Annotated in this window: 26 protein-coding genes; 11 read left to right on the forward strand and 15 right to left on the reverse strand. The window is 58.4% G+C overall.

Going from position 1 to position 20941, the window contains the following annotated elements; all coding sequences use genetic code 11:
- Positions 1 to 200 precede the first annotated feature (200 nt).
- A complete protein-coding gene (locus H7698_RS18475) occupies positions 201 to 992 on the forward strand; it encodes a crotonase/enoyl-CoA hydratase family protein (protein WP_162437506.1) in 792 nt (263 codons plus the stop codon).
- A 39-nt stretch (positions 993 to 1031) separates the two neighbouring features.
- On the opposite strand, the gene H7698_RS18480 is transcribed toward H7698_RS18475, so the two are convergent.
- Positions 1032 to 1787: a spermidine synthase gene (locus H7698_RS18480; RefSeq protein WP_194692387.1), complete on the reverse strand. Its 756-nt coding sequence runs from the start codon at positions 1785 to 1787 to the stop codon at positions 1032 to 1034.
- 135 nt (positions 1788 to 1922) lie between these two features.
- On the opposite strand from H7698_RS18480, the gene H7698_RS18485 reads away from it, so the two are divergent.
- Positions 1923 to 3269, forward strand: a complete 1347-nt coding sequence (locus H7698_RS18485) for a class II 3-deoxy-7-phosphoheptulonate synthase (RefSeq protein WP_162437508.1) — start codon at positions 1923 to 1925, stop codon at positions 3267 to 3269.
- Positions 3270 to 3402: 133 nt separating this feature from the next.
- Here the strand turns inward: H7698_RS18485 and H7698_RS18490 are convergent, their stop codons facing one another.
- A complete protein-coding gene (locus H7698_RS18490) occupies positions 3403 to 4632 on the reverse strand; it encodes a winged helix-turn-helix domain-containing protein (protein WP_194692388.1) in 1230 nt (409 codons plus the stop codon).
- A gap of 64 nt (positions 4633 to 4696) precedes the next feature.
- Positions 4697 to 4912, reverse strand: coding sequence for a DUF1127 domain-containing protein (locus H7698_RS18495; protein WP_194692389.1), 216 nt, complete (start codon positions 4910 to 4912; stop codon positions 4697 to 4699).
- A 96-nt stretch (positions 4913 to 5008) separates the two neighbouring features.
- On the opposite strand from H7698_RS18495, the gene H7698_RS18500 reads away from it, so the two are divergent.
- Positions 5009 to 5863: a LysR substrate-binding domain-containing protein gene (locus H7698_RS18500; RefSeq protein WP_194692390.1), complete on the forward strand. Its 855-nt coding sequence runs from the start codon at positions 5009 to 5011 to the stop codon at positions 5861 to 5863.
- Here the strand turns inward: H7698_RS18500 and H7698_RS18505 are convergent.
- Positions 5853 to 6602, reverse strand: coding sequence for a sulfite exporter TauE/SafE family protein (locus H7698_RS18505; RefSeq protein WP_162437512.1), 750 nt, complete (start codon positions 6600 to 6602; stop codon positions 5853 to 5855). The two genes, H7698_RS18500 and H7698_RS18505, sit on opposite strands and share 11 nt — an antisense overlap.
- Before the next feature lie 106 nt (positions 6603 to 6708).
- Between H7698_RS18505 and H7698_RS18510 the strand changes: the two genes are divergently transcribed.
- The 3 genes from H7698_RS18510 (at position 6709) to H7698_RS18520 (ending at position 8914) form a co-directional block, all read left to right on the forward strand.
- On the forward strand, positions 6709 to 7665 hold the full coding sequence (locus H7698_RS18510) for a LysR family transcriptional regulator (RefSeq protein WP_194692391.1): 957 nt from the start codon (positions 6709 to 6711) through the stop codon (positions 7663 to 7665).
- A gap of 42 nt (positions 7666 to 7707) precedes the next feature.
- Positions 7708 to 8196: a MarR family winged helix-turn-helix transcriptional regulator gene (locus H7698_RS18515; protein ID WP_442966302.1), complete on the forward strand. Its 489-nt coding sequence runs from the start codon at positions 7708 to 7710 to the stop codon at positions 8194 to 8196.
- Between the two features lie 298 nt (positions 8197 to 8494).
- Complete coding sequence (locus tag H7698_RS18520; protein ID WP_123406683.1) at positions 8495 to 8914, forward strand: organic hydroperoxide resistance protein; 420 nt, start codon at positions 8495 to 8497, stop codon at positions 8912 to 8914.
- A gap of 74 nt (positions 8915 to 8988) precedes the next feature.
- On the opposite strand, the gene H7698_RS18525 is transcribed toward H7698_RS18520, so the two are convergent.
- Both H7698_RS18525 and earP read right to left on the reverse strand, forming a co-directional pair.
- Complete coding sequence (locus H7698_RS18525) at positions 8989 to 9558, reverse strand: elongation factor P (protein WP_162437515.1); 570 nt, start codon at positions 9556 to 9558, stop codon at positions 8989 to 8991.
- 48 nt (positions 9559 to 9606) lie between these two features.
- Entirely contained in the window at positions 9607 to 10749 is a 1143-nt protein-coding gene (earP, locus tag H7698_RS18530; protein ID WP_194692392.1) for an elongation factor P maturation arginine rhamnosyltransferase EarP, read from the reverse strand.
- Positions 10750 to 10872: 123 nt separating this feature from the next.
- Between earP and H7698_RS18535 the strand changes: the two genes are divergently transcribed.
- Positions 10873 to 11295: a hypothetical protein gene (locus H7698_RS18535; protein WP_194692393.1), complete on the forward strand. Its 423-nt coding sequence runs from the start codon at positions 10873 to 10875 to the stop codon at positions 11293 to 11295.
- A 2-nt stretch (positions 11296 to 11297) separates the two neighbouring features.
- Positions 11298 to 11780, forward strand: coding sequence for a GreA/GreB family elongation factor (locus tag H7698_RS18540; RefSeq protein ID WP_162437518.1), 483 nt, complete (start codon positions 11298 to 11300; stop codon positions 11778 to 11780).
- 14 nt (positions 11781 to 11794) lie between these two features.
- Here the strand turns inward: H7698_RS18540 and cysB are convergent, their stop codons facing one another.
- From cysB to H7698_RS18565, 5 genes are all read right to left on the reverse strand, one after another.
- Complete coding sequence (gene cysB, locus H7698_RS18545; RefSeq protein ID WP_010461327.1) at positions 11795 to 12769, reverse strand: HTH-type transcriptional regulator CysB; 975 nt, start codon at positions 12767 to 12769, stop codon at positions 11795 to 11797.
- 113 nt (positions 12770 to 12882) lie between these two features.
- Entirely contained in the window at positions 12883 to 13386 is a 504-nt protein-coding gene (locus H7698_RS18550; protein ID WP_194692394.1) for a universal stress protein, read from the reverse strand.
- A gap of 94 nt (positions 13387 to 13480) precedes the next feature.
- Positions 13481 to 14386: a 5'-nucleotidase gene (locus tag H7698_RS18555; protein WP_194692395.1), complete on the reverse strand. Its 906-nt coding sequence runs from the start codon at positions 14384 to 14386 to the stop codon at positions 13481 to 13483.
- A gap of 24 nt (positions 14387 to 14410) precedes the next feature.
- Positions 14411 to 15367 carry a putative 2-dehydropantoate 2-reductase gene (locus H7698_RS18560; RefSeq protein ID WP_194692396.1) on the reverse strand — a complete coding sequence of 319 codons (957 nt, stop codon included), beginning with the start codon at positions 15365 to 15367 and terminating at the stop codon, positions 14411 to 14413.
- Entirely contained in the window at positions 15364 to 15750 is a 387-nt protein-coding gene (locus tag H7698_RS18565) for a thioredoxin family protein (protein WP_194692397.1), read from the reverse strand. The genes H7698_RS18560 and H7698_RS18565 overlap by 4 nt, the downstream gene beginning before the upstream one ends.
- Here H7698_RS18565 and H7698_RS18570 point away from each other — a divergent pair.
- Together H7698_RS18570 and H7698_RS18575 are read left to right on the forward strand one after the other, a co-directional pair.
- The gene (locus H7698_RS18570; RefSeq protein ID WP_194692398.1) at positions 15749 to 16192 is read left to right on the forward strand and encodes a PilZ domain-containing protein; all 444 of its coding nucleotides are present in this window, start codon (positions 15749 to 15751) and stop codon (positions 16190 to 16192) included. The genes H7698_RS18565 and H7698_RS18570 overlap by 2 nt on opposite strands.
- Positions 16193 to 16354: 162 nt before the next feature.
- On the forward strand, positions 16355 to 17431 hold the full coding sequence (locus tag H7698_RS18575; protein WP_162437524.1) for a 3-deoxy-7-phosphoheptulonate synthase: 1077 nt from the start codon (positions 16355 to 16357) through the stop codon (positions 17429 to 17431).
- A gap of 84 nt (positions 17432 to 17515) precedes the next feature.
- Here the strand turns inward: H7698_RS18575 and H7698_RS18580 are convergent, their stop codons facing one another.
- The gene (locus H7698_RS18580; RefSeq protein WP_162437525.1) at positions 17516 to 17803 is read right to left on the reverse strand and encodes a GNAT family N-acetyltransferase; all 288 of its coding nucleotides are present in this window, start codon (positions 17801 to 17803) and stop codon (positions 17516 to 17518) included.
- Positions 17804 to 18438: 635 nt separating this feature from the next.
- Between H7698_RS18580 and oprI the strand changes: the two genes are divergently transcribed.
- Entirely contained in the window at positions 18439 to 18690 is a 252-nt protein-coding gene (gene oprI, locus H7698_RS18585) for an outer membrane lipoprotei OprI (RefSeq protein WP_003199355.1), read from the forward strand.
- A 122-nt stretch (positions 18691 to 18812) separates the two neighbouring features.
- Here oprI and H7698_RS18590 read toward each other — a convergent pair whose 3' ends face one another.
- The 3 genes from H7698_RS18590 to H7698_RS18600 form a co-directional block, all read right to left on the reverse strand.
- On the reverse strand, positions 18813 to 19784 hold the full coding sequence (locus H7698_RS18590; protein ID WP_194692399.1) for a L,D-transpeptidase family protein: 972 nt from the start codon (positions 19782 to 19784) through the stop codon (positions 18813 to 18815).
- A gap of 196 nt (positions 19785 to 19980) precedes the next feature.
- Positions 19981 to 20274 carry a hypothetical protein gene (locus tag H7698_RS18595; RefSeq protein ID WP_003226812.1) on the reverse strand — a complete coding sequence of 98 codons (294 nt, stop codon included), beginning with the start codon at positions 20272 to 20274 and terminating at the stop codon, positions 19981 to 19983.
- Positions 20275 to 20330: 56 nt separating this feature from the next.
- On the reverse strand, positions 20331 to 20936 hold the full coding sequence (locus H7698_RS18600; RefSeq protein ID WP_194692400.1) for an arylesterase: 606 nt from the start codon (positions 20934 to 20936) through the stop codon (positions 20331 to 20333).
- Positions 20937 to 20941: the final 5 nt, after the last annotated feature.

Here is a 20941-nt window from a genome sequence, read left to right on the forward strand (position 1 = left end):
TCGCCCGAAAAGGGAGCATTATTTGTCGGAAAACTGACGGATACACCGTTATGTCACAGGCTTTGCGCATAATCGCGCAACGGTCTATTTTTCAAAGGCCCAGCCCTGCTGGGGATGGCGCTAAAACGGTTCACCCTGACGACAAAAACTTGCGGTCTCACTGACGCCTTCCCACCTCTTCCCGCCCGAGGAAATGTTCCATGGATCAGCCCAGCTGCAGTCGAGTCAGCCGCGAACGGCGCGGTCATGTCCTGTTAATCGGTCTGGACCGGGTGGCCAAGCGCAACGCCTTCGATCTGCAACTGCTCAACGAACTCAGCCTGGCCTATGGCGAGCTCGAAGCGGACAGCGACGCGCGGGTGGCCGTGGTGTTCGGCCATGGGGAGCATTTTACCGCCGGGCTCGACCTGGTCAGTGCCAGTGCGTCCCTGGCTGAAGGTTGGCAGGCGCCTCCGGGCGGCTGCGATCCCTGGGGTGTATTTGCCGGGCCAAGGGTGAGTAAACCGGTGATTGTCGCTGCACAAGGTTACTGCCTGACCATCGGCATCGAGCTGATGCTGGCCGCTGACATCAACCTGTGCGCCAGCAACACCCGTTTTGCCCAGAAAGAAGTGCAACGGGGGATATTCCCGTTTGGCGGGGCCACGCTGCGCCTGCATCAGGTCGCGGGCTGGGGCAATGCCATGCGCTGGTTGCTGACCGGCGATGAATTCGATGCCCACGAGGCGTTGCACCTGGGGTTGGTGCAGGAAGTCATGGCCAGCGAGGATTTGTTGCCACGGGCGATTGAGCTGGCCGAACGGATTGCCCGGCAGGCGCCGCTTGGGGTTCAGGCGACATTGATGTCGGCTCGCCAGGCACGGTATGAAGGGGAAACTGCAGCGGCGCAGGCGTTGCCGCCGCTGGTGAAGAAGTTGATGGCGAGTGAGGATGCCAAGGAAGGGGTGCGGTCGATGGTCGAGAAGCGGCCAGGGGTTTTCAAAGGCTGCTGAAGGCAGCACCACAGCTCCCCTGCAGGAGCCTCAACAACCTCAAGTAGCCGGGCGAATCGCCTTGATCAACGGCTGCAACGAATACCCCAGCTGCGGCGCCAGTCCTGCAGCCCGCGCGATCAGCCCATCCATGTCCAGTTCCTGATCCAGCTCCGAAGGCACGATCAAAATCACGTTGCCCTCCTTCACCGGCAACTCCCAGTAATGGCGGTGGTACAAACCGCGTAGCAGCGCCGCGCCCAAGGGTTTTCCATCATCGGTGGCCCATTGGTTGATCACCAGCCAGCCGCCTGGATTCAGGCGCTTCTGACAATTTTCCAAAAAGCTCCAGGCCAGATGCCCGACACCCGGACCGACATCGGTATAGAGGTCGACGAAAATCAGGTCGGCAGGCTCGGCGGTGTCGAGCAGTTCCAGCGCATCGCCCACACGGATATACAGCCGCGGGTCATCATCCAGCCCAAGGAACTCAATGGCGAGGCGCGGTACATCGGGACGCAGCTCGATAGCCTCGACGTCTTCCAGCGGCAGAAACTTCAGGCATGCCTGGGTCAAGGTGCCTGCCCCGAGCCCCAGAAACAGCGCACTCTCCGGCTGATCGTGGCACAACGCGCCGATCAACATCGCGCGGGTGTAGTCGTATTCGAGCCAGCTGGGATCGGCAGTAAATACGCAACTCTGTTCGATGGCATCACCGAATTCCAGAAAACGGTAATCGGCCACTTCCAGCACGCGTATCACGCCGAACTCATCCTGTACCTCGGCGAGCAGATGCTCGACGCGCTCCTCAGTCATTTCGTCTCCAGATCATTACCGGGCCTGCCGCAGCTTGAAGCGGCAAAGGCGCGATTGTCCGCGAAGCAACGGGAACAGGTCACGCATTAATTGCTGATAACATGACGGTCCGAGCGTAAACCAACCGAGACCATGATGAGCCAACCCTGGAGTCCTGACAGCTGGCGCGCCTTGCCGATCCAGCAACAACCCCACTACCCCGACGCGGCGCATTTGCTGCACGTCGAGCAAACGCTGGCCAGCTATCCGCCGCTGGTGTTTGCCGGTGAAGCCCGGGAGTTGCGCCGTCAGTTTGCCGAGGTGACCCAGGGCCGCGCGTTTCTGTTGCAGGGCGGCGACTGCGCCGAGAGCTTCGCCGAGTTCTCCGCCGCGAAGATTCGCGACACGTTCAAAGTGCTGCTGCAAATGGCGATCGTCATGACGTTTGCTGCCGGATGCCCGGTGGTCAAAGTTGGACGCATGGCCGGGCAATTCGCCAAGCCACGATCAGCCAACGACGAAACCATCGACGGCGTGACCTTGCCGGCGTACCGCGGTGACATCGTCAACGGCATCGGTTTCGACGAGAAAAGCCGTGTGCCGGACCCGGAGCGCTTGCTCCAGTCCTATCACCAGTCCACGGCGACCTTGAACCTGCTTCGGGCCTTTGCCCAAGGCGGTTTTGCCGACCTGCACCAGGTGCATAAGTGGAACCTGGATTTCATCGCCAACTCGGCACTGGCTGAAAAATACAGCCACCTGGCCGATCGCATCGATGAAACACTGGCCTTCATGCGGGCCTGTGGCATGGACAGTTCGCCACAGCTGCGCGAAACCAGTTTTTTCACCGCTCACGAAGCGCTGCTGCTGAACTACGAAGAAGCCTTCGTGCGTCGCGACAGCCTGACCAACGATTACTACGACTGCTCGGCGCACATGTTGTGGATCGGCGACCGCACCCGTCAGCTCGACGGCGCTCATGTCGAGTTCCTGCGGGGCGTGAACAACCCGATCGGCGTCAAGGTCGGGCCAAGCATGAACCCCGACGATCTGATTCGTCTGATCGACGTGCTAAACCCGGACAACGACCCAGGTCGTCTGAACCTGATTGCCCGGATGGGCGCGAACAAGGTGGGTGATCATCTGCCCGCGTTGATCCGCGCCGTGCAGCGCGAGGGCAAGCAGGTGCTCTGGAGCTCCGATCCGATGCATGGCAATACCATCAAGGCCAGCAGCGGCTACAAGACTCGCGACTTTGCTCAGATTCTTGGAGAAGTGAAGCAGTTCTTTCAGGTTCACGAAGCGGAAGGCACTTACGCCGGTGGCATCCACATCGAGATGACCGGGCAGAACGTGACCGAGTGCATCGGTGGCGCGCGACCTATTACCGAAGATGGATTGTCGGACCGGTATCACACCCATTGCGATCCGCGGATGAATGCCGATCAGTCGCTGGAATTGGCGTTTCTGATTGCCGAGACGTTGAAACAAGTCCGGCGGTGAGTCAATGAGGCGTTAATCGCCTGAGCCGACGCCATCGCGGGCAAGCCCGCTCCCACAGGTTTTTCGGGTGTACGCAAGGTTTGTGTTTAACCCAAAACTCTGTGGGAGCGGGCTCGCCCGCGATGGCGTCAGCTCAGTCATCGCCAATACCAGCCAATGCTACCCGCAACCTGGCCGCACTCACCCGCTGACAATTCAACTGCACCCGCGTCAGCCCCAGCCAATCCGCCATCCGCCGCAAATTCATCGCCAACGCCAGCATTCCCTCGTCATCCAGCCCCGGCTCTTCCTCGTGTACCGCATGCACCGCCAACCTCCCCTGGGCCCTTTCCGCACGCAGGTCCACCCGTGCCGCGATTCTTTCATGGTGCAAGAACGGCAGCACGTAATAGCCGAACACCCGCTTGTCCTGCGGGGTGTAAATCTCCAGCCGATAACGAAAATCGAACAATCGCTCGGTGCGGCTACGCTCCCAGATCAGTGAATCGAAGGGTGAAAGCAACGCACTGGCCTCGACCTTGCGCGGCACTTTGGGCTCGGGCAGACAATAGGCCGGTTGCCGCCAACCCTGCACATCGCAGGTCAGTAATGCCCCCTCCTCAACCAGCTCGGGAAGACGCGGGCGAGCATCACCCGGGTTAAGCCGGAAGTAATCGCGCAGATCCTTTTCCGTCGCCACGCCCAAGGCAGTCGCGGCATGCAGCAACAGCCCCCGCTGGGCCGCCGCCTCATCAAGGACAGGTTGCTGGAGAATCGCCGAAGGGATCACTCTTTCCGGCAGATCATAAAGCCGCTCGAATCCACGCCGCCCCGCCACGGTCACTTCACCTGCAGCGAACAACCATTCCAGCGCGTGCTTTTCAGCGCTCCAGTCCCACCAGGGCCCGGCCCTTTCTTCGCGAGTCGACAGGCTGCCGGCCCCCAGCGCCCCGAGCTCCTCAACCGAAGCCAGCACCCGGCGAATCGTGTCCTGTTGCTCACGACCAAACCGCGCCAGTTGTTGATAGATGTCCTCGCCACGGGTCGCGCGCAGCATTCGCCAACGCATCAACGGATACATCGACAAGGGCAACAGCGAGGCTTCATGGCCCCAGTATTCGAACAGCGTGCGTCGCCGGCCCTGACTCCAGGCAGCCTGGTCGAGCAAGTCGGAGGAGTAGTTGCCGAGGCGGGAAAACAACGGAAGGTAGTGCGAACGCACCAGCGCATTGACCGAATCGATTTGCAGAATGCCCAGACGTTCGATCAGGCGATTGAGCTGCGCCGCCTTGATCGTCGCTGACGGCTGGCGCCCGTTGAATCCCTGGGCAGCCAGCGCCAGACGCCGAGCCTGTTTGATGGAGAAGGACAGTGTTGCGGGCATGAGCATCTCCTTGTCTGCTCGCAACCTACCTCACCGGAAGAGGTTTTGTGTAGGTGTGAATGACTCATTTGTGCATCGGGTCATCCCAGAATGGACGGACCACTTCGTGCTCGACATCTGCACGACTCAGGCCGATGTCCTTCAACGCCTCGTCGCTCATACCGGCCAACAGTTCGCGTTCACGGTGCAATTCGTACCAGCGAGTCAACTTGTGCAGCAAATCAGATACGACATGGATGGAATGTTTTTCTGCGGCTAAGACTTCGTTTTGACCTTTCATCTTGTTGCCCTCCGTTTGGGATGGCTCAAGTGTCGCGCTGGCGCTAAGATCAATCCAACGAATGTTTCTTATGCAACACATCTCGGAGATTGATGTATGTCAGCCTTCCCAAGTATCGACACCGAAGTTCTGCGCACCTTCGTCGCCATTGCCGACCAAGGTGGTTTTACCCGTGCAGGGGAGCTGGTCAACCGCACGCAATCTGCCGTGAGCATGCAGATGAAGCGGCTTGAAGAGGATGTGTTGCAGCGCCAGCTGTTTCAGCGCGACGGTCGCCAGGTGCGGCTGACGGCTGAAGGCCAGGTATTGCTGGGTTATGCCAGGCGCATCCTCAAGTTGCACAGCGAGGTGTTCAACACGCTGCGTGAACCGCACATGGTCGGCATGGTGCGTATCGGCACGCCCGACGATTATGTGATGCGGTTTCTGCCGGGGATTCTGCGGCGGTTTGCACAGTCTTACCCGCTGATCCAGATCGAGGTCCATTGCGAATCATCAAAACAATTGCTGCTGCGCCAAGACCTTGACTTGTCCATCGTCACCCGCGAGCCGGGCAACGAGATCGGCCAGTTGTTGCGCAAGGAGCGTTTCGTCTGGGCCGAAGCGCAATGTTTCAGCGCCCATGAGCAAACGCCGTTGCCCTTGGCGATGTTCAACAGTGATTGCTTCTGCCGGTTGTGGGCCTGCAATGCGCTGGACGCCATGGGCCGGGATTATCGGGTGGCGTACAACAGTTCCAGCCTGTCGGCGATCATGGCGGTGGTCAGCGCCGGCCTGGCCGTCACCGCACAACTGGAAAGCCTGATCACGCCGGACATGCGCATTCTGGGTGAAGCCGAGGGCCTGCCGGAGTTGCCCGAGGCGAGCATCATGCTGGTGCGCAACCTGCACAATCCGTCGCCGATCACCGAGTGCCTGGCCGAACACATCGTCGAAGGCTTCAAACTTTAAAGGCGAGCATCACCGCGCACAGCACCAGAAAGGCGCAAAACAGCCCGCGTAGCAGCCGCTCCGGCATGGCGTGGGCGATCTTCACGCCCCAGCTGATGCTCATCAGGCCACCGACGGCCAGCGGCACGCCGATCATCCAGTCGACTTGATGGTGCACGGCGTACGTGACCAACGTGACGCCAGTACTTGGCAACGCCAGTGCCAGCGATAAACCCTGGGCAACCACCTGACTTGTACCAAACAGACTGGTCAACACCGGAGTTGCCACGACCGCCCCGCCGACGCCAAACAACCCACCCATGGAACCGGACGCAGCGCCAAGGACACCCAGCCACGGCCAGGAATAACGCATCTGCGACGACGCGGGTGCGTTAGCGGTGAACATGCGCACCAGGTTGTACGCCGACAGGGCAATCAGGAAGGCGACGAAGCCGACGCGCATGGTTTGCGCATCAATGCCCACTGCCCAGATCGAACCGAGCCAGGCGAAGCAGAATCCCATCGACGCCAGCGGCAACGCGTGGCGCAGTTCGATCCGGTTGCGCTGGTGATAACGCCACAGTGCCAGCATCACGTTCGGCACGACCATGACCAGCGCGGTGCCCTGAGCAATCTGCTGATCGAGACCGAACAGCACGCCCAGCAGGGGAATCGCGATCAAGCCGCCGCCAATACCGAACAAACCACCCAGCGTACCGAGGGCAGCGCCAAACACCAGGTACATCAAAAACTCGATCACGGCCAATTTCCCTTCCTGTCAGAAGGCTCATCCTACGCAGTCACTGCTGGCAGTGAAACGCACAGCAACGCACAATGGCTGTGCCCACTTCGCATAAGCAACGCTCATGAACCCCAATCAATTGACCGAACAGCTCGGGTTGTTTCTTGATGTGCTGGAAACCGGCAGCTTTTCCGCCGCCTCCCGCCGTTATCCGCTGACGCCCTCCGCAGTGGCAAGGCGCATCGACAGCCTGGAACACGCCGTCGGCAGCCAATTGTTCATCCGCAGCACCCACGCTGTGCGTGCAACACCGGCCGGCCTGGCTTTTGCCGAACGTGCACGGCGGATCGTGGCGGAGTTACGCCTCGCCAGGGCGGAAGCGGTTTCCCTGAGCAGTGCGCCGGAAGGATTGATCCGGATTGATGCGCCCGCCGCGTTCGGGCGTCGGCACCTTGCACCGGTGATTGCCGACTTTCTGATGCTCTACCCCGGCCTCGATGTGCAATTGCACCTGATCGACAGCTTTGTGGACATGCAGGGGTTGAACCTGGGCAAAGTCGACCTGGTACTGCGCGCAGGGCAAATGGCCGATACGCGTTTGGTGGCCACGCCATTGGCGAGCATGGTACGCATCGCCTGCGCCAGCCCCGATTACCTGAAGCGCCGGGGTGTACCGAGCGAGCCGGCGCAACTGGTTGAACATGACGGTCTCGACTGGGAAGGTCTGGCGCCGCTGTTCGCCTGGCGATTTGAACGCAACGGCCAGCTGCAAGTGCATCGCCCCGCGCGTATCCGTATGAGCGCAAACAATGCCGAAGCATTGGTCTGCGGCGCACTGGCCGGGCTCGGCGTTGCGCACTTGCCTACCTGGCTGGCCAGCGAATACCTCGTGCGCGGCGAGTTGCTGCCCTTGTTCTGCGACAACGGTTTGCCCGAGCCGGAAAGCACCGGGATTTATGCGTTACGCCTGGAGCAACAACCCAATCCACGCAGCCGACTGCTGCTGGAATATCTCAAGAGCCGGTTCAGTCCAATCCCGCCATGGGATCTGGCGCTTCAGAAAAACCTGGAACGGCACTAGCCGAGAATTATCTGGCGCATCAAAGATTAGCCCGCTAGATTCATGACGATCATTGATCAAGGCTTCGACATGACCAAAAAGCACACCTCTCCCGATAACTGTGACCACCTGCTGCTGGATAATCAGGTCTGCTTCGCCCTGCATTCCACGTCGTTGATGATGACCAAGGTCTACAAGCCGCTGCTGCAAGCCTTGGGGCTGACCTATCCGCAGTACCTGGCGATGATGGTGTTGTGGGAACGTGACGGGCTGACTGTCGGTGAAATCAGCACGCGCCTGCTGACCGATCCTGGCTCGTTGACGCCTCTGCTCAAACGCCTGGAAGTCGAGGGTTTACTGAGTCGTACGCGCAGTCGTGAGGATGAACGGGTGGTGATTGTCGAACTGACGGAGCAAGGTCGTGCATTGCGGGACAAGGCACGTGATATTCCGCAATGCATCCTCGGTGCCAGTGGGCAGACGCTGGAGCAATTGCAGAAGCTGCAGGCGGATTTGCAGGCATTGCGTCGGCATTTGCAGGACAGTCTCTAAACCTCGCCCCACCTTGTCCCCTGGGGGGCGAGCCTGCTCGCGATAGCGGTGAGTCAGTCAACACATCATGTGCCTGTCATACCGCCATCGCGAGCAGGCTCTCTCCCACATTTTTTTGCGCTGCTCTTGGCATTTAAACCGCTCTATTCCGCTGCTCTGCGTCACACGGCTTCATCGAAGGGAAATTTTTTCAAAAATTTATCTTGCGCGCTAAATATTAGCGAGATACATTTATCTCGCACTTACTTAGCGCGCAAACATTTAGCGCAGACAGTCAATCCAGATCGAGGCTCTCACCATGCAAACTCTCTACACTGCAATTGCTACCTCCACTGGCGGCCGTGACGGTCGTGCGGTGTCCAGCGACAACATTCTCGATGTCAAACTGGCCACCCCGAAAGAACTCGGCGGTGCGGGCGGCGCGGCGACCAACCCTGAGCAACTGTTTGCTGCCGGGTACTCCGCCTGCTTCATCGGCGCACTGAAGTTTGTGGCCAGCCAGACCAAACGCACCATTCCAAACGACGCCTCGATCACCGCCCATGTGGGCATCGGCCAGATTCCTGGTGGTTTCGGTCTGGACATCGACTTGCACATCAGCCTGCCAGGCCTGGAACAAGCCGATGCGCAATCGCTGGTTGAAGCGGCGCACCAAGTCTGCCCTTACTCCAATGCGACCCGTGGCAACGTCGACGTGCGTTTGCATGTAACGGTTTAAGCGCGATCTGTTGATCTTGCAGGCACAAAAAAGCCCGACTCAATGGTCGGGCTTTTTCATTCCTGAAGCTGTGCTTATTTAGCACGGCCTTTGTAGGAACCGCCATCGCGGGTATCGATTTCGATCTTGTCACCGATTTCGATGAAGTCAGCAACTTGCAGCTCAGTACCGTTGCTCAGCTTGGCAGGCTTCATCACCTTGCCGGAAGTGTCGCCACGAGCCGAACCTTCGGTGTAGTCAACGACGCGCACGATAGTGGTCGGCAGCTCTACGGATACCAGACGCTCTTCGAAGAAGATCGCTTCGCAAACATCGGTCATGCCTTCTTCAACGAAAGGCAGAACGGCTTCGATGTCTTCAGCGTTCAGCTCGTACATGGTGTAGTCAGTGGTGTCCATGAACGTGTAGGTGTCGCCGCTGATGAAGGACAGGGTCGCTTCTTTGCGGTCGAGGATCACGTCGTCCAGCTTGTCGTCAGCGCTGTAAACGATCTCGGTCTTGTAACCGGTCAGCAGGTTTTTCAGCTTGGTCTTCATGATCGCGCTGTTACGACCAGACTTGGTGAATTCAGCTTTCTGAACCAACCATGGATCGTTTTCGAGACGGATCACGGTACCGGGTTTCAGTTCTTTACCAGTTTTCATTGCGAATATCCGAATTTGGATGGGATTTACAAAAATCTAGGCCGCGTATCATATCCAATTTACATAAAACTGTACCAGCGCTGCGGCAAGATCATCCTGCAAGGCCTGTTCCAGACACCACGCTTGCGCATGTTTTTCCAGCTCCGGCCCGTGTTTACGGGTGGATTGCCAGTGGTCGGTCATTTTTTCACCGGCATTCCAGGCGCGCCAAAGGCCGCTGATCGCGTCGCTGGCAGGTGCCGACAGGCCCTTTGTGTACAACGTGAGGAACGCTTCGAGCTTGTCGAGGTGAATATCCTCGTCTTGCCGGTAGATGTGCCAGAGCAATGGCCGCCCCGCCCACTGGGCGCGGACGAACGAATCCTCGCCCCGCACGGCATTGAAGTCGCAGCACCACAGCAACAGGTCGTATTGATCCTGCCGGACGAATGGCAGCACTTGCACCGTCAACGCATCGCGCACGTGCACGGCACCGGCCATCAACCCCTCGACACCGAGCCAGCGCTCCACATCACCGAGAATCCGCCCTTCAGGTACCAGCAGATGCGTGGGCATCGGATCGGTCGCCATGGCGTCGAGCCAACTTGCGAGCCCGGTATTTTCGTAGGCGAACAACGAGATCAACTGCGCTCCCGGCAAGCGATCAATCCCCAAGCCCTGCAGAAAGGTTCGCTGTGCTTCAGCATTCTGTTGAAACTGCTGACGCCGCTCCAGCAAACCGCTTTCACGCAGCAAACCGCCGGTCCCCTTGCGGAACCCCGGAAAGAAAAAGAACTTCTGCACGTTCTTGTATTTGACCGACGGCAAGCCGTGACAACCAACGACCCAGTCTTCAGCACTCAGATAATCAAGGTTCAACCACAGCGGCGGTTGTCCCCGAGCGGCCATGGCATCCATGTAAGGGCTCGGCAATTGGCAGGCAAAAGCGGCAATGACCACATCGGCGGATTCGGCAGGTTGCCAGTCGACGGGCCAATGTCTGACCTCGACACCTTGTTGCCATTGTTGCGAACGCGTGATGTCGATGTCAGGACACAGGCGTTCGAAGGCGCGCAGATCATCAACCCATAAACGCACAGCCACATCGTGCTCGGCCACCAGCTGTCGAGCCAGGCGCCAGGTCACACCGATGTCGCCAAAGTTATCGACCACGGTGCAAAAAATATCCCAGCGGGTTTTCATTTCAGGCATTCCAGGCTCCCGTTGGCAAAGGCGGCGATTGTCCGCATAAATGACTCCGTGCAGAAGAGCCGACGCCGATTAATCTTCATGCGACAATCGCCGCTCGCCCGCCATCATCGCCAGGAGGCAGCCATGCCCTACCGTCCCGCCACCCGCCGCCCGATTTCGATACAGCTCAACATGCTGAAACTGAGCGGCAGTATCGCCCTGGGATTATGGTTGGGATTTATCGCCATAGCGCTGACCTGCTGGCTTGCCTCGCGCCTGTTTTTTCCGGAGCAACTGACGCCTGTCACCTCCGCTGTCGAGCACTGGGTCAAACCGCCCGTGCCAGAGCATGTGGAACTGCAGCCACGGCCGGACATTCCTCCACAGAGCCCACTGTTCGAACAGTACGAAGAAAACCTGCGCAAAAACGAGCAGCAGCAACGGCTCGATCAGGCGCGTGGCAGCAGCCGTAACCTGGCCAATCCGAAATGCCAGTTCTGGCTGCAACAAGATCAGAACGCGCCCAGCGAAAAAAGCCGCGCCAACGTCCAGCAATTTTGCGATTGAACATGAACAAGAAGATCGTCCACCAACTGATTCTCGACAAGCTGCGCGTCGACCTCGACATCGCCGAGCGTGCCGCGCAAACCGCCTACGAAACTGCGACTCACGAAGAAAACATTGCTGAAAACAAGTACGACACGCTGGGCCTGGAAGCGTCTTATCTTGCTGCGGGCCAAGCGAAGCGCGTTGAGGAAATCAGGCATTCACTGACGCTGTGCCAGAACCTGGCGTTGCGCCCCTATGACGATCAACGGGGCATTGAAGTCGGTGCGCTGCTGGGACTGGAAGACGAGAAAGGTCGTGAGCAGTGGTTGTTTCTGGCGCCCGACGCAGCTGGATTGAAAGTCGATCTTGTGGGGCAACTGATCACGGTTATCACCCCTCGCTCGCCCTTGGGCAAAAGCCTGCTGGGCAAGTTCGAAGGCGATGATGTGGAGATTCTGGTGGCGGGTGCTCGGCAACAGTTTTCTGTTACCGAGGTGGTGTAGGCAGCAAAACCCTATTAATGAACCGGCAGTTCGACGCCGTCGAACAGCTCTTCCAGTTCCTGCTTGTTGTGGCACTGAATGGCTTTGGCCATGACTTCGCGCGTCAGGTGCGGGGCGAATTTCTCGATGAAGTCGCACATGAAGCCGCGCAGGAACGTGCCACGACGGAAACCGATCTTGGTAATGCTGGATTCGAAAAGGTCGCTGGCATCAAGCATCACCAGATCGCTGTCGAGTTTGGCGTCGACCGCCATTTTCGCCACGATGCCGACACCCAGGCCCAAGCGCACGTAAGTCTTGATGACGTCGGCGTCAGCGGCGGTGAACACCACTTTTGGCGTCAGGCCACGATGGCTGAAGGCTTCATCGAGCTTCGAGCGGCCGGTGAAACCGAACACGTAGGTGACGATCGGGTACTCGGCCAACGCTTCAAGCGTAAGTTTCGATACTTTGGTCAGCGGATGCCCCTGAGGCACGACGACGCAGCGATTCCAGCGGTAACACGGCATCATCACCAAATCACCGAACAACTCCAGGGCCTCGGTGGCGATGGCGAAATCCACGGTACCGTCAGCGGCCATTTCGGCGATCTGCATCGGCGAACCCTGGTGCATGTGCAGGGCCACATCTGGGTATTGTTTGATGAAATTGCTGATCACCGGCGGCAGTGCATAACGCGCCTGGGTGTGAGTGGTGGCGATCGACAGGGTGCCTTTCTTCTCGTTGGAGAATTCCTGGGCAATCTGCTTGATGCTTTCAACTTTGCGAAGGATCTCGCCAGCGGTGGTGATAATGCGTTCGCCGGCCGGGGTGACGCGGGTCAGGTGCTTGCCACTGCGGGCGAAAACTTCGACGCCCAGTTCATCTTCCAGCAGTCGGATCTGTTTACTGATGCCCGGTTGCGAGGTGTAAAGGCTTTGGGCTGTAGCGGAAACGTTGAGGTCGTGGTGCGCCACTTCCCAGATGTAGCGCAGTTGTTGAAGCTTCATATGTATCCCTCAAAGCAGGTAGACGCCACGGGCATCAGCGACGGTATATAACTATATTAATGGTTTGAAGAATAAATCTAGAACTTTTTCATCAAAATGCCAGTATTCCTGTACTAGCGATCCCCGTGACGACGACGCTCAACCAGCGGCACCAGATAGACGGGTACCCTCGCCAGCTGTAATACGCGTGCAGCGGTCCTGCCCAGAGGTGTCTCCGCGCCGGCGCCATGGCTATGGCTACCTACGATCAGCAAATCCACAGAGAGTTTCTGTGCCTGGTCGAGAATCACTTGGGAAGGATCCCCCTGTATCACCCGTACCGCTTTGATTCGCGCCAGGTCCTGATCCCCCTCATCCCCCAATTCTTCGCGAAAGCTGTCCAGCACCCGCTGCTCGATATTGGCGATCACCGTGTTCAGGCCCTGACTGTGAAAATCGCTTAATGCCTGTTCATCAAGGTAGCTTTGCAGCACCGACTCGGCGAACAATCCCATCGGCTCTACCGCATGCACCACATACAGGTCAGCATCGAATGTGCGCGCCATCGCCAAGGCATGGTGCATCACCAACGGTGCGTACAGGCCGAGGTCAGTGGCATACAGCATCGACCGAATCATATGACCTCCTCGAGTGCCAACATGGCGGAGATTGATTCAGCTTAGCAGTGCCTTGGCGAGTACGACGTCCGGTGTAACGCGTTGAACCGTGGGCTTAAACCTTTTGCTCGTTGCTTATGCCGTGAGGCACGTGACCGGTGGCGACCACTTCACGGGCCAACTTGCAGTGGCCGGCCTGATCGTCGAAAAACACGTCAGCGGCAAACGCTTCGAGAAACGCCGACTTGGTCAGCCCACCGAGGAACAGTGATTCGTCGAGACGGATATCCCACTCACGCAGCGTGCGGATCACCCTTTCATGGGCCGGAGCCGAGCGCGCCGTGACCAGCGCCGTGCGGATCGGGCAAGCATCGTCCGGGAACTCGCGCTGTAACAGGTTCAGGGCCGCCAGGAAGCCTTTGAACGGCCCACCGCGCAAGGGCTCGCGGGCCGATTCGCGCTCGCTGGCCTGAAAGGCTTCAAGGCCACCGGATTGATAGACACGTTCCGATTCATCGGAAAACAGCACCGCATCACCGTCGAAGGCGATGCGCAGTTCGTCGCTGGCCGCTCGGCTGGCACCGCCCGACAGAATCGTCGCCGCCGCAAAACCGGCGTCCAGCGCACTGCGCACATCTTCGGCATGGGTCGACAGAAACAGGTCACACCCAAAGGCTTTGAGATACGGATAGGGACTGCGCCCGCCGACAAACGCCGCACGGGAAATCGCCAGGCCGTAGTGGTGGATCGAGTTGAACACTCTTAATCCGGTATCGGCACTGTTGCGCGACACCAGAATCACTTCGACCCGGGCGCGACCAAGATGGGTGTTGAGGTTGAGGAGTTTTTGCACCAGCGGGAATGCATCACCGGGCTCGAGAATCTCGTCTTCGTGCTCGATCTGATATTGCCGGTAGGCTTCGACGCCGCTGGACAGATAGACCTTGTGGCTTTCGCTCAGGTCGAACAGCGCCCGCGAAGAAATCGCCAGCACCAGTTTATCGTCGATAGTTTTCGCCATGCCCTTCCCCTCTGGTAGATCGACTCAACGGTTACGTCTATCGATGAAGCTCAAACTCTGGAACAAGGCTTCGATGCGTGGCATCTCGCAACCGGCCGCCTTCGCTGCCGCCAAGGGCCGGGCATAGATTGCGGCCAACTCCAGCGGTCGTTTATGCACAAAGTCGTGGTACATGCTCGGCCAGTAGTCGGGCATCTTTTCGGTCATCATGAACAGGTGTTCGGCATAGCCTTGCGGTACCTGGTGGCCACAGGCGATAGCGCCCTGAACCACTTCGGCCATCAGCGCCTTGATCAGCTCGCGGCTATCGGTATCGGCCATCAGAGGCGTCGTGCCTGCCCCGAGCAGGACCGACAGACCGTTATAGGGAATGTTCCAGACGAGCTTCTGCCAACGGGCCTGGTGCAGATTCGGCATTGGCTGGGAGGCGATGCCGGCGGCGCGGAACAGGTCGGCGCCCTCCTCCGAGATCGCCGAACGCGACTGCTCCGAGGTGGCAGGGCCACTGTGATAGCCAATGTGCACGGCGCCAAGCGCCTGATGAGTGATTACACCTGGGCTCTCACGATGGACGCAGATGTAACACAGCCCGCCGAGTACGTGCAGCGAGTCGGGGAGGCATTCGCGCAGGCTGTCTTCCACATCAAGGCCGTTTTGCAACACCAGCACCTTGGCATTCGGCGCTGCGGCCTGAATGATTGCTGGCGCCAGATCGGCGTTGCTGGTGGTTTTGGCGCCCACCAGTAACCAGTCGCAGGGTGGCAGATCGGCGGCTGAGGAGTAGGCCTGAACCGGATTGAGCGTCAGCGCGCCATGTTGCGCGCTGTTGACCTGCAACCCGCGTTCCGTCACGGCGGAAAACTCACTGCGTAACAGAAAGTGCACATCGAAACCGGCACGGGCCAGCATCACTCCGTAAAACCCGCCGATCGCACCGGTACCGATAATGCCGATTGTCGGTTTGGCAACTGCCCCCATCATGGCAACTCCTCTGCTGTTCTCGTCAGCGCCTGAGCCACGGCGTCGTTCAGCTCAGTGGTCGTCAGGCGCGATTGCAATGCACCGAAAAACTCACCGTCGCGCACCACAAACAGCGACGGTAAATGAAAGACCTGATAACGCTCCACCAAGCCGCCATTGTTGCCGGCATCAATCCAGCACAGTCGATCGACCGCCAGATCCAGTTTCGGCAATTGCGCTCGGGCGAAACGACAGCTGGCGCAGCCCACACTGGTAAAAATCACCAGCGAAACTCCGCTCATCGCCAGCAGCCGTTGGTCAGCATCGAAATCGGTCAGTTCCGATTCGACCACTATACTGGGGGAAACAATGTCAGCTGGCCGACACATGGAGTCCGTGTTCATGGGACGTTTTCTTCCTCACCCTGACGATGTGCCCGTCGAATTAACGTTGCTCAAGCATGAATGTATATCGCGGCAACGGCTGCACACTATCAGCCTCGGGGGCATGGCTTGCAATTACCACCGTGCATGGCGCCACGGCACGGCGCTCGAGGTGCGCATGCCGACCCTGAACCCCGACCTGCGCTATCTGGGTTACGTCGCCTGGTGCCTGCGACGCAAGCGCGGCTATCTGGTGGGGATTGCCTTTGTCGATGAGCAGATGCTGTTCAGCGCCCGGATGGGTGAGCAGGTGTGTCAGATCGAGCGATATTGCCGCCTGCATGACGCCCAAAGTGGCCTGCAGGAATCGCAAGCCCTGGCCCTCGAATGGGTCCAGCAGCACGCTGACGAGTTTTCCCACGACACCGTTCGCAAGGCATTCGCCCAGGCTGTAGTGGATTAGCGGACATTATCAATTAGTGGAGAATGCCCCTAAAACCGGCGTATGCCCATTGTCGAGCCACGGTGTAACGCGCTAAGGTTCCGCTCCCCGACGCGCTTAATTTGCTGTGCTCCGCCGCGCGGGTTCGCTGGCGGCCGGCACCCGTGACCTGACGAGTAAACGATGGCTGATTTACCGATCAACGACCTAAACGTCGCTTCCAACGAGACGCTGATCACTCCTGATCAGCTCAAGCGTGATATCCCCCTGAGCGACGCTGCCCTGCGCACCGTCACCAAGGGTCGCGAAGTCATTCGCAACATTCTTGACGGCACCGATCACCGCCTGTTTGTTGTCATCGGGCCTTGCTCGATCCACGACATCAAGGCTGCCCACGAATACGCCGAGCGCCTGAAGGTCCTCGCCGCTGAAGTGTCGGATACCTTGTATCTGGTCATGCGCGTGTATTTCGAGAAGCCACGCACCACCGTCGGCTGGAAAGGTTTGATCAACGACCCGTACCTCGACGACTCTTTCAAGATCCAGGATGGCCTGCACATCGGCCGTCAGCTGTTACTGGACCTGGCGGAAATGGGCCTGCCTACCGCGACTGAAGCCCTCGACCCGATTTCCCCGCAGTACTTGCAGGACCTGATCAGCTGGTCGGCCATCGGCGCGCGCACCACCGAATCCCAGACTCACCGTGAAATGGCTTCCGGCCTGTCCTCGGCGGTCGGCTTCAAGAATGGTACCGATGGCGGCCTGACCGTAGCGATCAACGCGCTGCAGTCGGTTTCCAGCCCGCACCGTTTCCTGGGTATCAACCAGGAAGGTGGCGTATCGATCGTGACCACCAAGGGCAATGCCTACGGCCACGTCGTGCTGCGCGGTGGCAATGGCAAGCCGAACTACGATTCGGTCAGCGTCGCGCTCTGCGAGCAAGCGCTGAACAAAGCGAAGATCAAGCCGAACATCATGGTCGATTGCAGCCACGCCAACTCCAACAAGGACCCGGCCCTGCAACCGCTGGTGATGGAAAACGTCGCCAACCAGATCCTCGAAGGCAACCAGTCGATCATCGGTCTGATGGTTGAAAGTCATCTGAACTGGGGTTGCCAGGCGATTCCCAAAGACCTCGCCGACCTGCAATACGGTGTGTCGATCACCGATGCCTGCATCGACTGGTCCGCCACCGAAACCACCTTGCGCAGCATGCATGCCAAGCTCAAGGATGTACTGCCGAAACGCGATCGCGGTTGATCGCCACTTCTGCACGCAAAAAACGCAGACAAAAAAACGCCGGGCTAAACCCGGCGTTTTTTTATGCGTTCGATTCTTGAAACGTCATTGACTCAGCTTGGCCGCATGCCGCTGGTGACGCTCCATGTAGCGCTCCACGTAGGAGCACGACGGAATGACGGTGTAGCCCATTTCCTCGGCGTACTGCAGCGCCTGCTCGGTCAATGCCGCAGCAATGCCACGACCCCGTAGCGCGTTCGGCACAAAGGTACGATAAATATCCAGGGTCTGTTTTCCCAGATCCATATAGGTCAGGTAGGCACGATGACCGTCCACAGTGGTCTCGAACTGATGACCAGCCTGGTCATGGTGGATGGACAACGCCTCGCTCATCACTACTCCTCGCGGGTCTTTAATTCTGACCCCTACCTTACCGATGTTTTTCCGGCGAAGGAACATCTACGCCACCCCGTGCCGAATGGACACCGAGAAGAGCTGCACCAATCTCGCGCAACCGGGCACGTCTAAATAGTAGGCACCAATGGCAAAAATGCTCAAGGTGCGCTCGTCATCACGCAGGTTGGCGGGTGCGGCTCCGGGTGGTGCAGCGACTTCTCGAAACCACAGATTTTGCAGGATCGATGGCCTGAACATTGCCGGATGTTGAGACTTAAGACGAGCGCCCCTTCTTAAAGTCACCTGAACTAGCAGAAAGAGTTGAGAAGCGCTGCTCAATTCGCGAACAAAAGTGTAGACGAAATGATATAGACAGACTTTACCCAAGACCGAAAACAGGTTTCGCGAACGGGAACTTTTTTTGGGCGGATCGCTCAGATCGGGGCTTGCAGCTGGATATTTTTTAAACAGCGCAGTTAAAAGTTGCTCGAAAAAGAATCAACGCCTACAATTTTTCTGCTTCTTGCTTCACGTCAGTTTACTTACTACAAGTAATGGGTAGTATGTACGCCGGCTATTTCCTCACTCTGAGGAGACAGCTACTTAATAGAAAGTCCTTGAAGGGGAACACGATGAACAACGTTCTGAAATTCTCTGCTCTGGCCTTGGCCGCAGTTCTGGCTACCGGTTGCAGCAGCGCATCGAAAGAAACCGAAGCACGTCTGACTGCAACTGAAGACGCAGCAGCTCGCTCCCAGGCTCGTGCAGACGAAGCTTACCGTAAAGCTGATGAAGCTCTGGCTGCTGCTCAAAAAGCACAACAGACTGCTGACGAAGCTAACGAGCGCGCTCTGCGCATGCTCGACAAAGCTAGCCGCAAGTAATAGTCCTTCGGGATTGTTATCAAGCCGACCCATTTATGGGTCGGCTTTTTTATTGCCCGCAGTTTTCTACGGGCAATAAAAAACCCGCCAACGTGGCTAACGTCGGCGGGTCCTTTTAGCCGTTACTGCTGCAAATCAACCGGTGTACTTGTCACCATTGGCGCAGCACCATTGGGCACAGCGATTTCCACTGGCAAGCCATCTTCAGCGGCGACCACATCACGTACCACATCCCAGTTCATGCGCAGGTTGTTGGTGATGTCCTCACGCTTGAGCATCGCGTTGATCACGGCCGTGTGCTTGTCGACGACCGACGGGTTGCCGTTATCGTCCAGCGGCGTGTGCGCCTCAAGGTAGACCTTGCCGCCGCTTACACCGAACTTGTACGGATCATTGATGATGCGTACCGACGTACCCACCGGCACCATGCCCGCCATTTCCAGCACATTGTTGTTAAACATGCGGAAGCAACCGTGACTGGTACGCATGCCGATACCAAACTTCTTGTTCGAACCATGGATCAGGTAACCAGGCGTGCCCAGATTGAATTTGAACGGCCCCAGGGGGTTGTCCGGGCCTGCCGGCACCACGTTAGGCAACGGATCACCGTCTGCCAGGTGTTCGGCCTTGATCGACGCTGGAGGGGTCCATGTCGGGTTAGGCGTCTTGGCGGTGATGGTCGTGTGAGCGATAGGCGAGCCCCAGCCCTCACGACCGATCCCCAGCGGGAAGGTGTAAACCACGTCCCGGCCTTTCGGGTAGTAGTAAAGACGGTATTCAGCCAGGTTGATCACGATGCCCTCACGAGGTCCTGGTGGCAGGATGAAACGTGTTGGCAAAATGATTTCGGTACCGGCACCCGGCAACCAGGCGTCGACACCCGGGTTGGCCGCGACCATTTCCGAATAGCCCAGATCGTAGGTGGTACCAAGGTCGGCGAAGGTGTCTTCGTACTTGGCCTTGATCACTTGCACCTGGCCGATGATGTCTTCACCAGGTGGTGGGAGAGGCAACTCCAATGCTGCAACGGGACCCGCCGCACACAGAGCGGCTAGAGTCAGGCAGCGGGTGACGGCGGGAAAGCGCGGCAACATCCGGAAAATCCTTCGCATGATCGACATGGGTATAAAAACGGGATTGTACACCGGCGTTTCGGTATTCGGGGAGACGCGCCGATAGAGCGCGTCAATGCTGGAAACTTTATGGATTGCAGGACGTTTCGAACGTGTACCGCTTTCAGCGGGAGTCTGCCTTCCCCTGCAAGGAAACTGATCGACGGCTGGCTGGAGATTAAAGCTCGAACCGCAATTCCGGCCAGATCGGCGAGGTACCGCGTTTTTGCGACTCAAGAATGGCGCGACACAGCGAGCACAGGCGCTGATCCTGAAACACCCGGCGGTCAACACTCGACCAGCGAGGCTGGGCCGGCAACAGACTGCCGCATAACGTTCGGTCTGCGGAACCGCCCAACTCCAGCTGCCGGGTCACCAGATGTACGCGTACTTCCTGGCAGGCGAACAGATCCAGCTGTTCGTCAGGCTCGATCAGTTGATAGGCGAAAAGTGACCAGGCGGGACGCGGCATCGGGGGCTCCAAATAGGGGGCGCCACCTTAGCCGAAACATCGCGACTAGAAAAGCGTCAAAGCAGCGGTTTCAGTGCCGGCCAGACATTTTCCAGTAACTTGTCCTGCGCCCCTGCCGCCGGGTGCAGACCATCGGCTTGCATCAGGTCCGGATGACCGCCTACGCCATCAAGAAAAAACGGTACCAAGGGGATTTTTTTCTCGGTGGCCACATTGCCGTAGACCTCGGCAAATGCCTTGGTGTAACGAGCACCATAATTGGGCGGCAACTGCATGCCGAGCAGCAACACTTTCGCTCCACTGGCGCGGGAGCTGTCGATCATCGACGCAAGATTTTGTTGCAATTGCGTTGGCAGCATCCCGCGCAAGCCGTCATTGCCCCCCAACTCGAGGATCACCAGTTCGGGTTTATGCTCTGCAAGCAGCGCTGGCAGGCGTGCCTGGCCTCCGGCACTGGTGTCGCCACTGATGGACGCATTGACCACCTTATCGTCGAAACCTTCGCGCTTGAGCCGCTGCTCAAGCAACGACACCCACCCCAACCGGGTATCCAGGCCGAAACCGGCGCTGATACTATCGCCAACGATCAGGACTGTACCCGCCGCTGCGTTCTGGGCCATGCACATCAAGGCCAGGCCAGCACTCAAAAACCACACTCGCATCGGAT

This window comes from Pseudomonas sp. p50(2008), assembly GCF_015351605.1.
GTDB lineage: Bacteria > Pseudomonadota > Gammaproteobacteria > Pseudomonadales > Pseudomonadaceae > Aquipseudomonas.

What these genes read in the sequence shown, in the direction of transcription:
- H7698_RS18475 (WP_162437506.1), top strand. Translation starts at nt 201, where the DNA reads ATGGATCAGCCCAGCTGCAGTCGAGTCAGCCGCGAACGGCGCGGTCAT.
- H7698_RS18480 (WP_194692387.1), bottom strand. Translation starts at nt 1,787, where the DNA reads ATGACTGAGGAGCGCGTCGAGCATCTGCTCGCCGAGGTACAGGATGAG.
- H7698_RS18485 (WP_162437508.1), top strand. Translation starts at nt 1,923, where the DNA reads ATGAGCCAACCCTGGAGTCCTGACAGCTGGCGCGCCTTGCCGATCCAG.
- H7698_RS18490 (WP_194692388.1), bottom strand. Translation starts at nt 4,632, where the DNA reads ATGCCCGCAACACTGTCCTTCTCCATCAAACAGGCTCGGCGTCTGGCG.
- H7698_RS18495 (WP_194692389.1), bottom strand. Translation starts at nt 4,912, where the DNA reads ATGAAAGGTCAAAACGAAGTCTTAGCCGCAGAAAAACATTCCATCCAT.
- H7698_RS18500 (WP_194692390.1), top strand. Translation starts at nt 5,009, where the DNA reads ATGTCAGCCTTCCCAAGTATCGACACCGAAGTTCTGCGCACCTTCGTC.
- H7698_RS18510 (WP_194692391.1), top strand. Translation starts at nt 6,709, where the DNA reads ATGAACCCCAATCAATTGACCGAACAGCTCGGGTTGTTTCTTGATGTG.
- H7698_RS18515 (WP_442966302.1), top strand. Translation starts at nt 7,708, where the DNA reads ATGACGATCATTGATCAAGGCTTCGACATGACCAAAAAGCACACCTCT.
- H7698_RS18520 (WP_123406683.1), top strand. Translation starts at nt 8,495, where the DNA reads ATGCAAACTCTCTACACTGCAATTGCTACCTCCACTGGCGGCCGTGAC.
- H7698_RS18525 (WP_162437515.1), bottom strand. Translation starts at nt 9,558, where the DNA reads ATGAAAACTGGTAAAGAACTGAAACCCGGTACCGTGATCCGTCTCGAA.
- earP (WP_194692392.1), bottom strand. Translation starts at nt 10,749, where the DNA reads ATGCCTGAAATGAAAACCCGCTGGGATATTTTTTGCACCGTGGTCGAT.
- H7698_RS18535 (WP_194692393.1), top strand. Translation starts at nt 10,873, where the DNA reads ATGCCCTACCGTCCCGCCACCCGCCGCCCGATTTCGATACAGCTCAAC.
- H7698_RS18540 (WP_162437518.1), top strand. Translation starts at nt 11,298, where the DNA reads ATGAACAAGAAGATCGTCCACCAACTGATTCTCGACAAGCTGCGCGTC.
- cysB (WP_010461327.1), bottom strand. Translation starts at nt 12,769, where the DNA reads ATGAAGCTTCAACAACTGCGCTACATCTGGGAAGTGGCGCACCACGAC.
- H7698_RS18550 (WP_194692394.1), bottom strand. Translation starts at nt 13,386, where the DNA reads ATGATTCGGTCGATGCTGTATGCCACTGACCTCGGCCTGTACGCACCG.
- H7698_RS18555 (WP_194692395.1), bottom strand. Translation starts at nt 14,386, where the DNA reads ATGGCGAAAACTATCGACGATAAACTGGTGCTGGCGATTTCTTCGCGG.
- H7698_RS18560 (WP_194692396.1), bottom strand. Translation starts at nt 15,367, where the DNA reads ATGATGGGGGCAGTTGCCAAACCGACAATCGGCATTATCGGTACCGGT.
- H7698_RS18570 (WP_194692398.1), top strand. Translation starts at nt 15,749, where the DNA reads ATGGGACGTTTTCTTCCTCACCCTGACGATGTGCCCGTCGAATTAACG.
- H7698_RS18565 (WP_194692397.1), bottom strand. Translation starts at nt 15,750, where the DNA reads ATGAACACGGACTCCATGTGTCGGCCAGCTGACATTGTTTCCCCCAGT.
- H7698_RS18575 (WP_162437524.1), top strand. Translation starts at nt 16,355, where the DNA reads ATGGCTGATTTACCGATCAACGACCTAAACGTCGCTTCCAACGAGACG.
- H7698_RS18580 (WP_162437525.1), bottom strand. Translation starts at nt 17,803, where the DNA reads ATGAGCGAGGCGTTGTCCATCCACCATGACCAGGCTGGTCATCAGTTC.
- oprI (WP_003199355.1), top strand. Translation starts at nt 18,439, where the DNA reads ATGAACAACGTTCTGAAATTCTCTGCTCTGGCCTTGGCCGCAGTTCTG.
- H7698_RS18590 (WP_194692399.1), bottom strand. Translation starts at nt 19,784, where the DNA reads ATGTTGCCGCGCTTTCCCGCCGTCACCCGCTGCCTGACTCTAGCCGCT.
- H7698_RS18595 (WP_003226812.1), bottom strand. Translation starts at nt 20,274, where the DNA reads ATGCCGCGTCCCGCCTGGTCACTTTTCGCCTATCAACTGATCGAGCCT.
- H7698_RS18600 (WP_194692400.1), bottom strand. Translation starts at nt 20,936, where the DNA reads ATGCGAGTGTGGTTTTTGAGTGCTGGCCTGGCCTTGATGTGCATGGCC.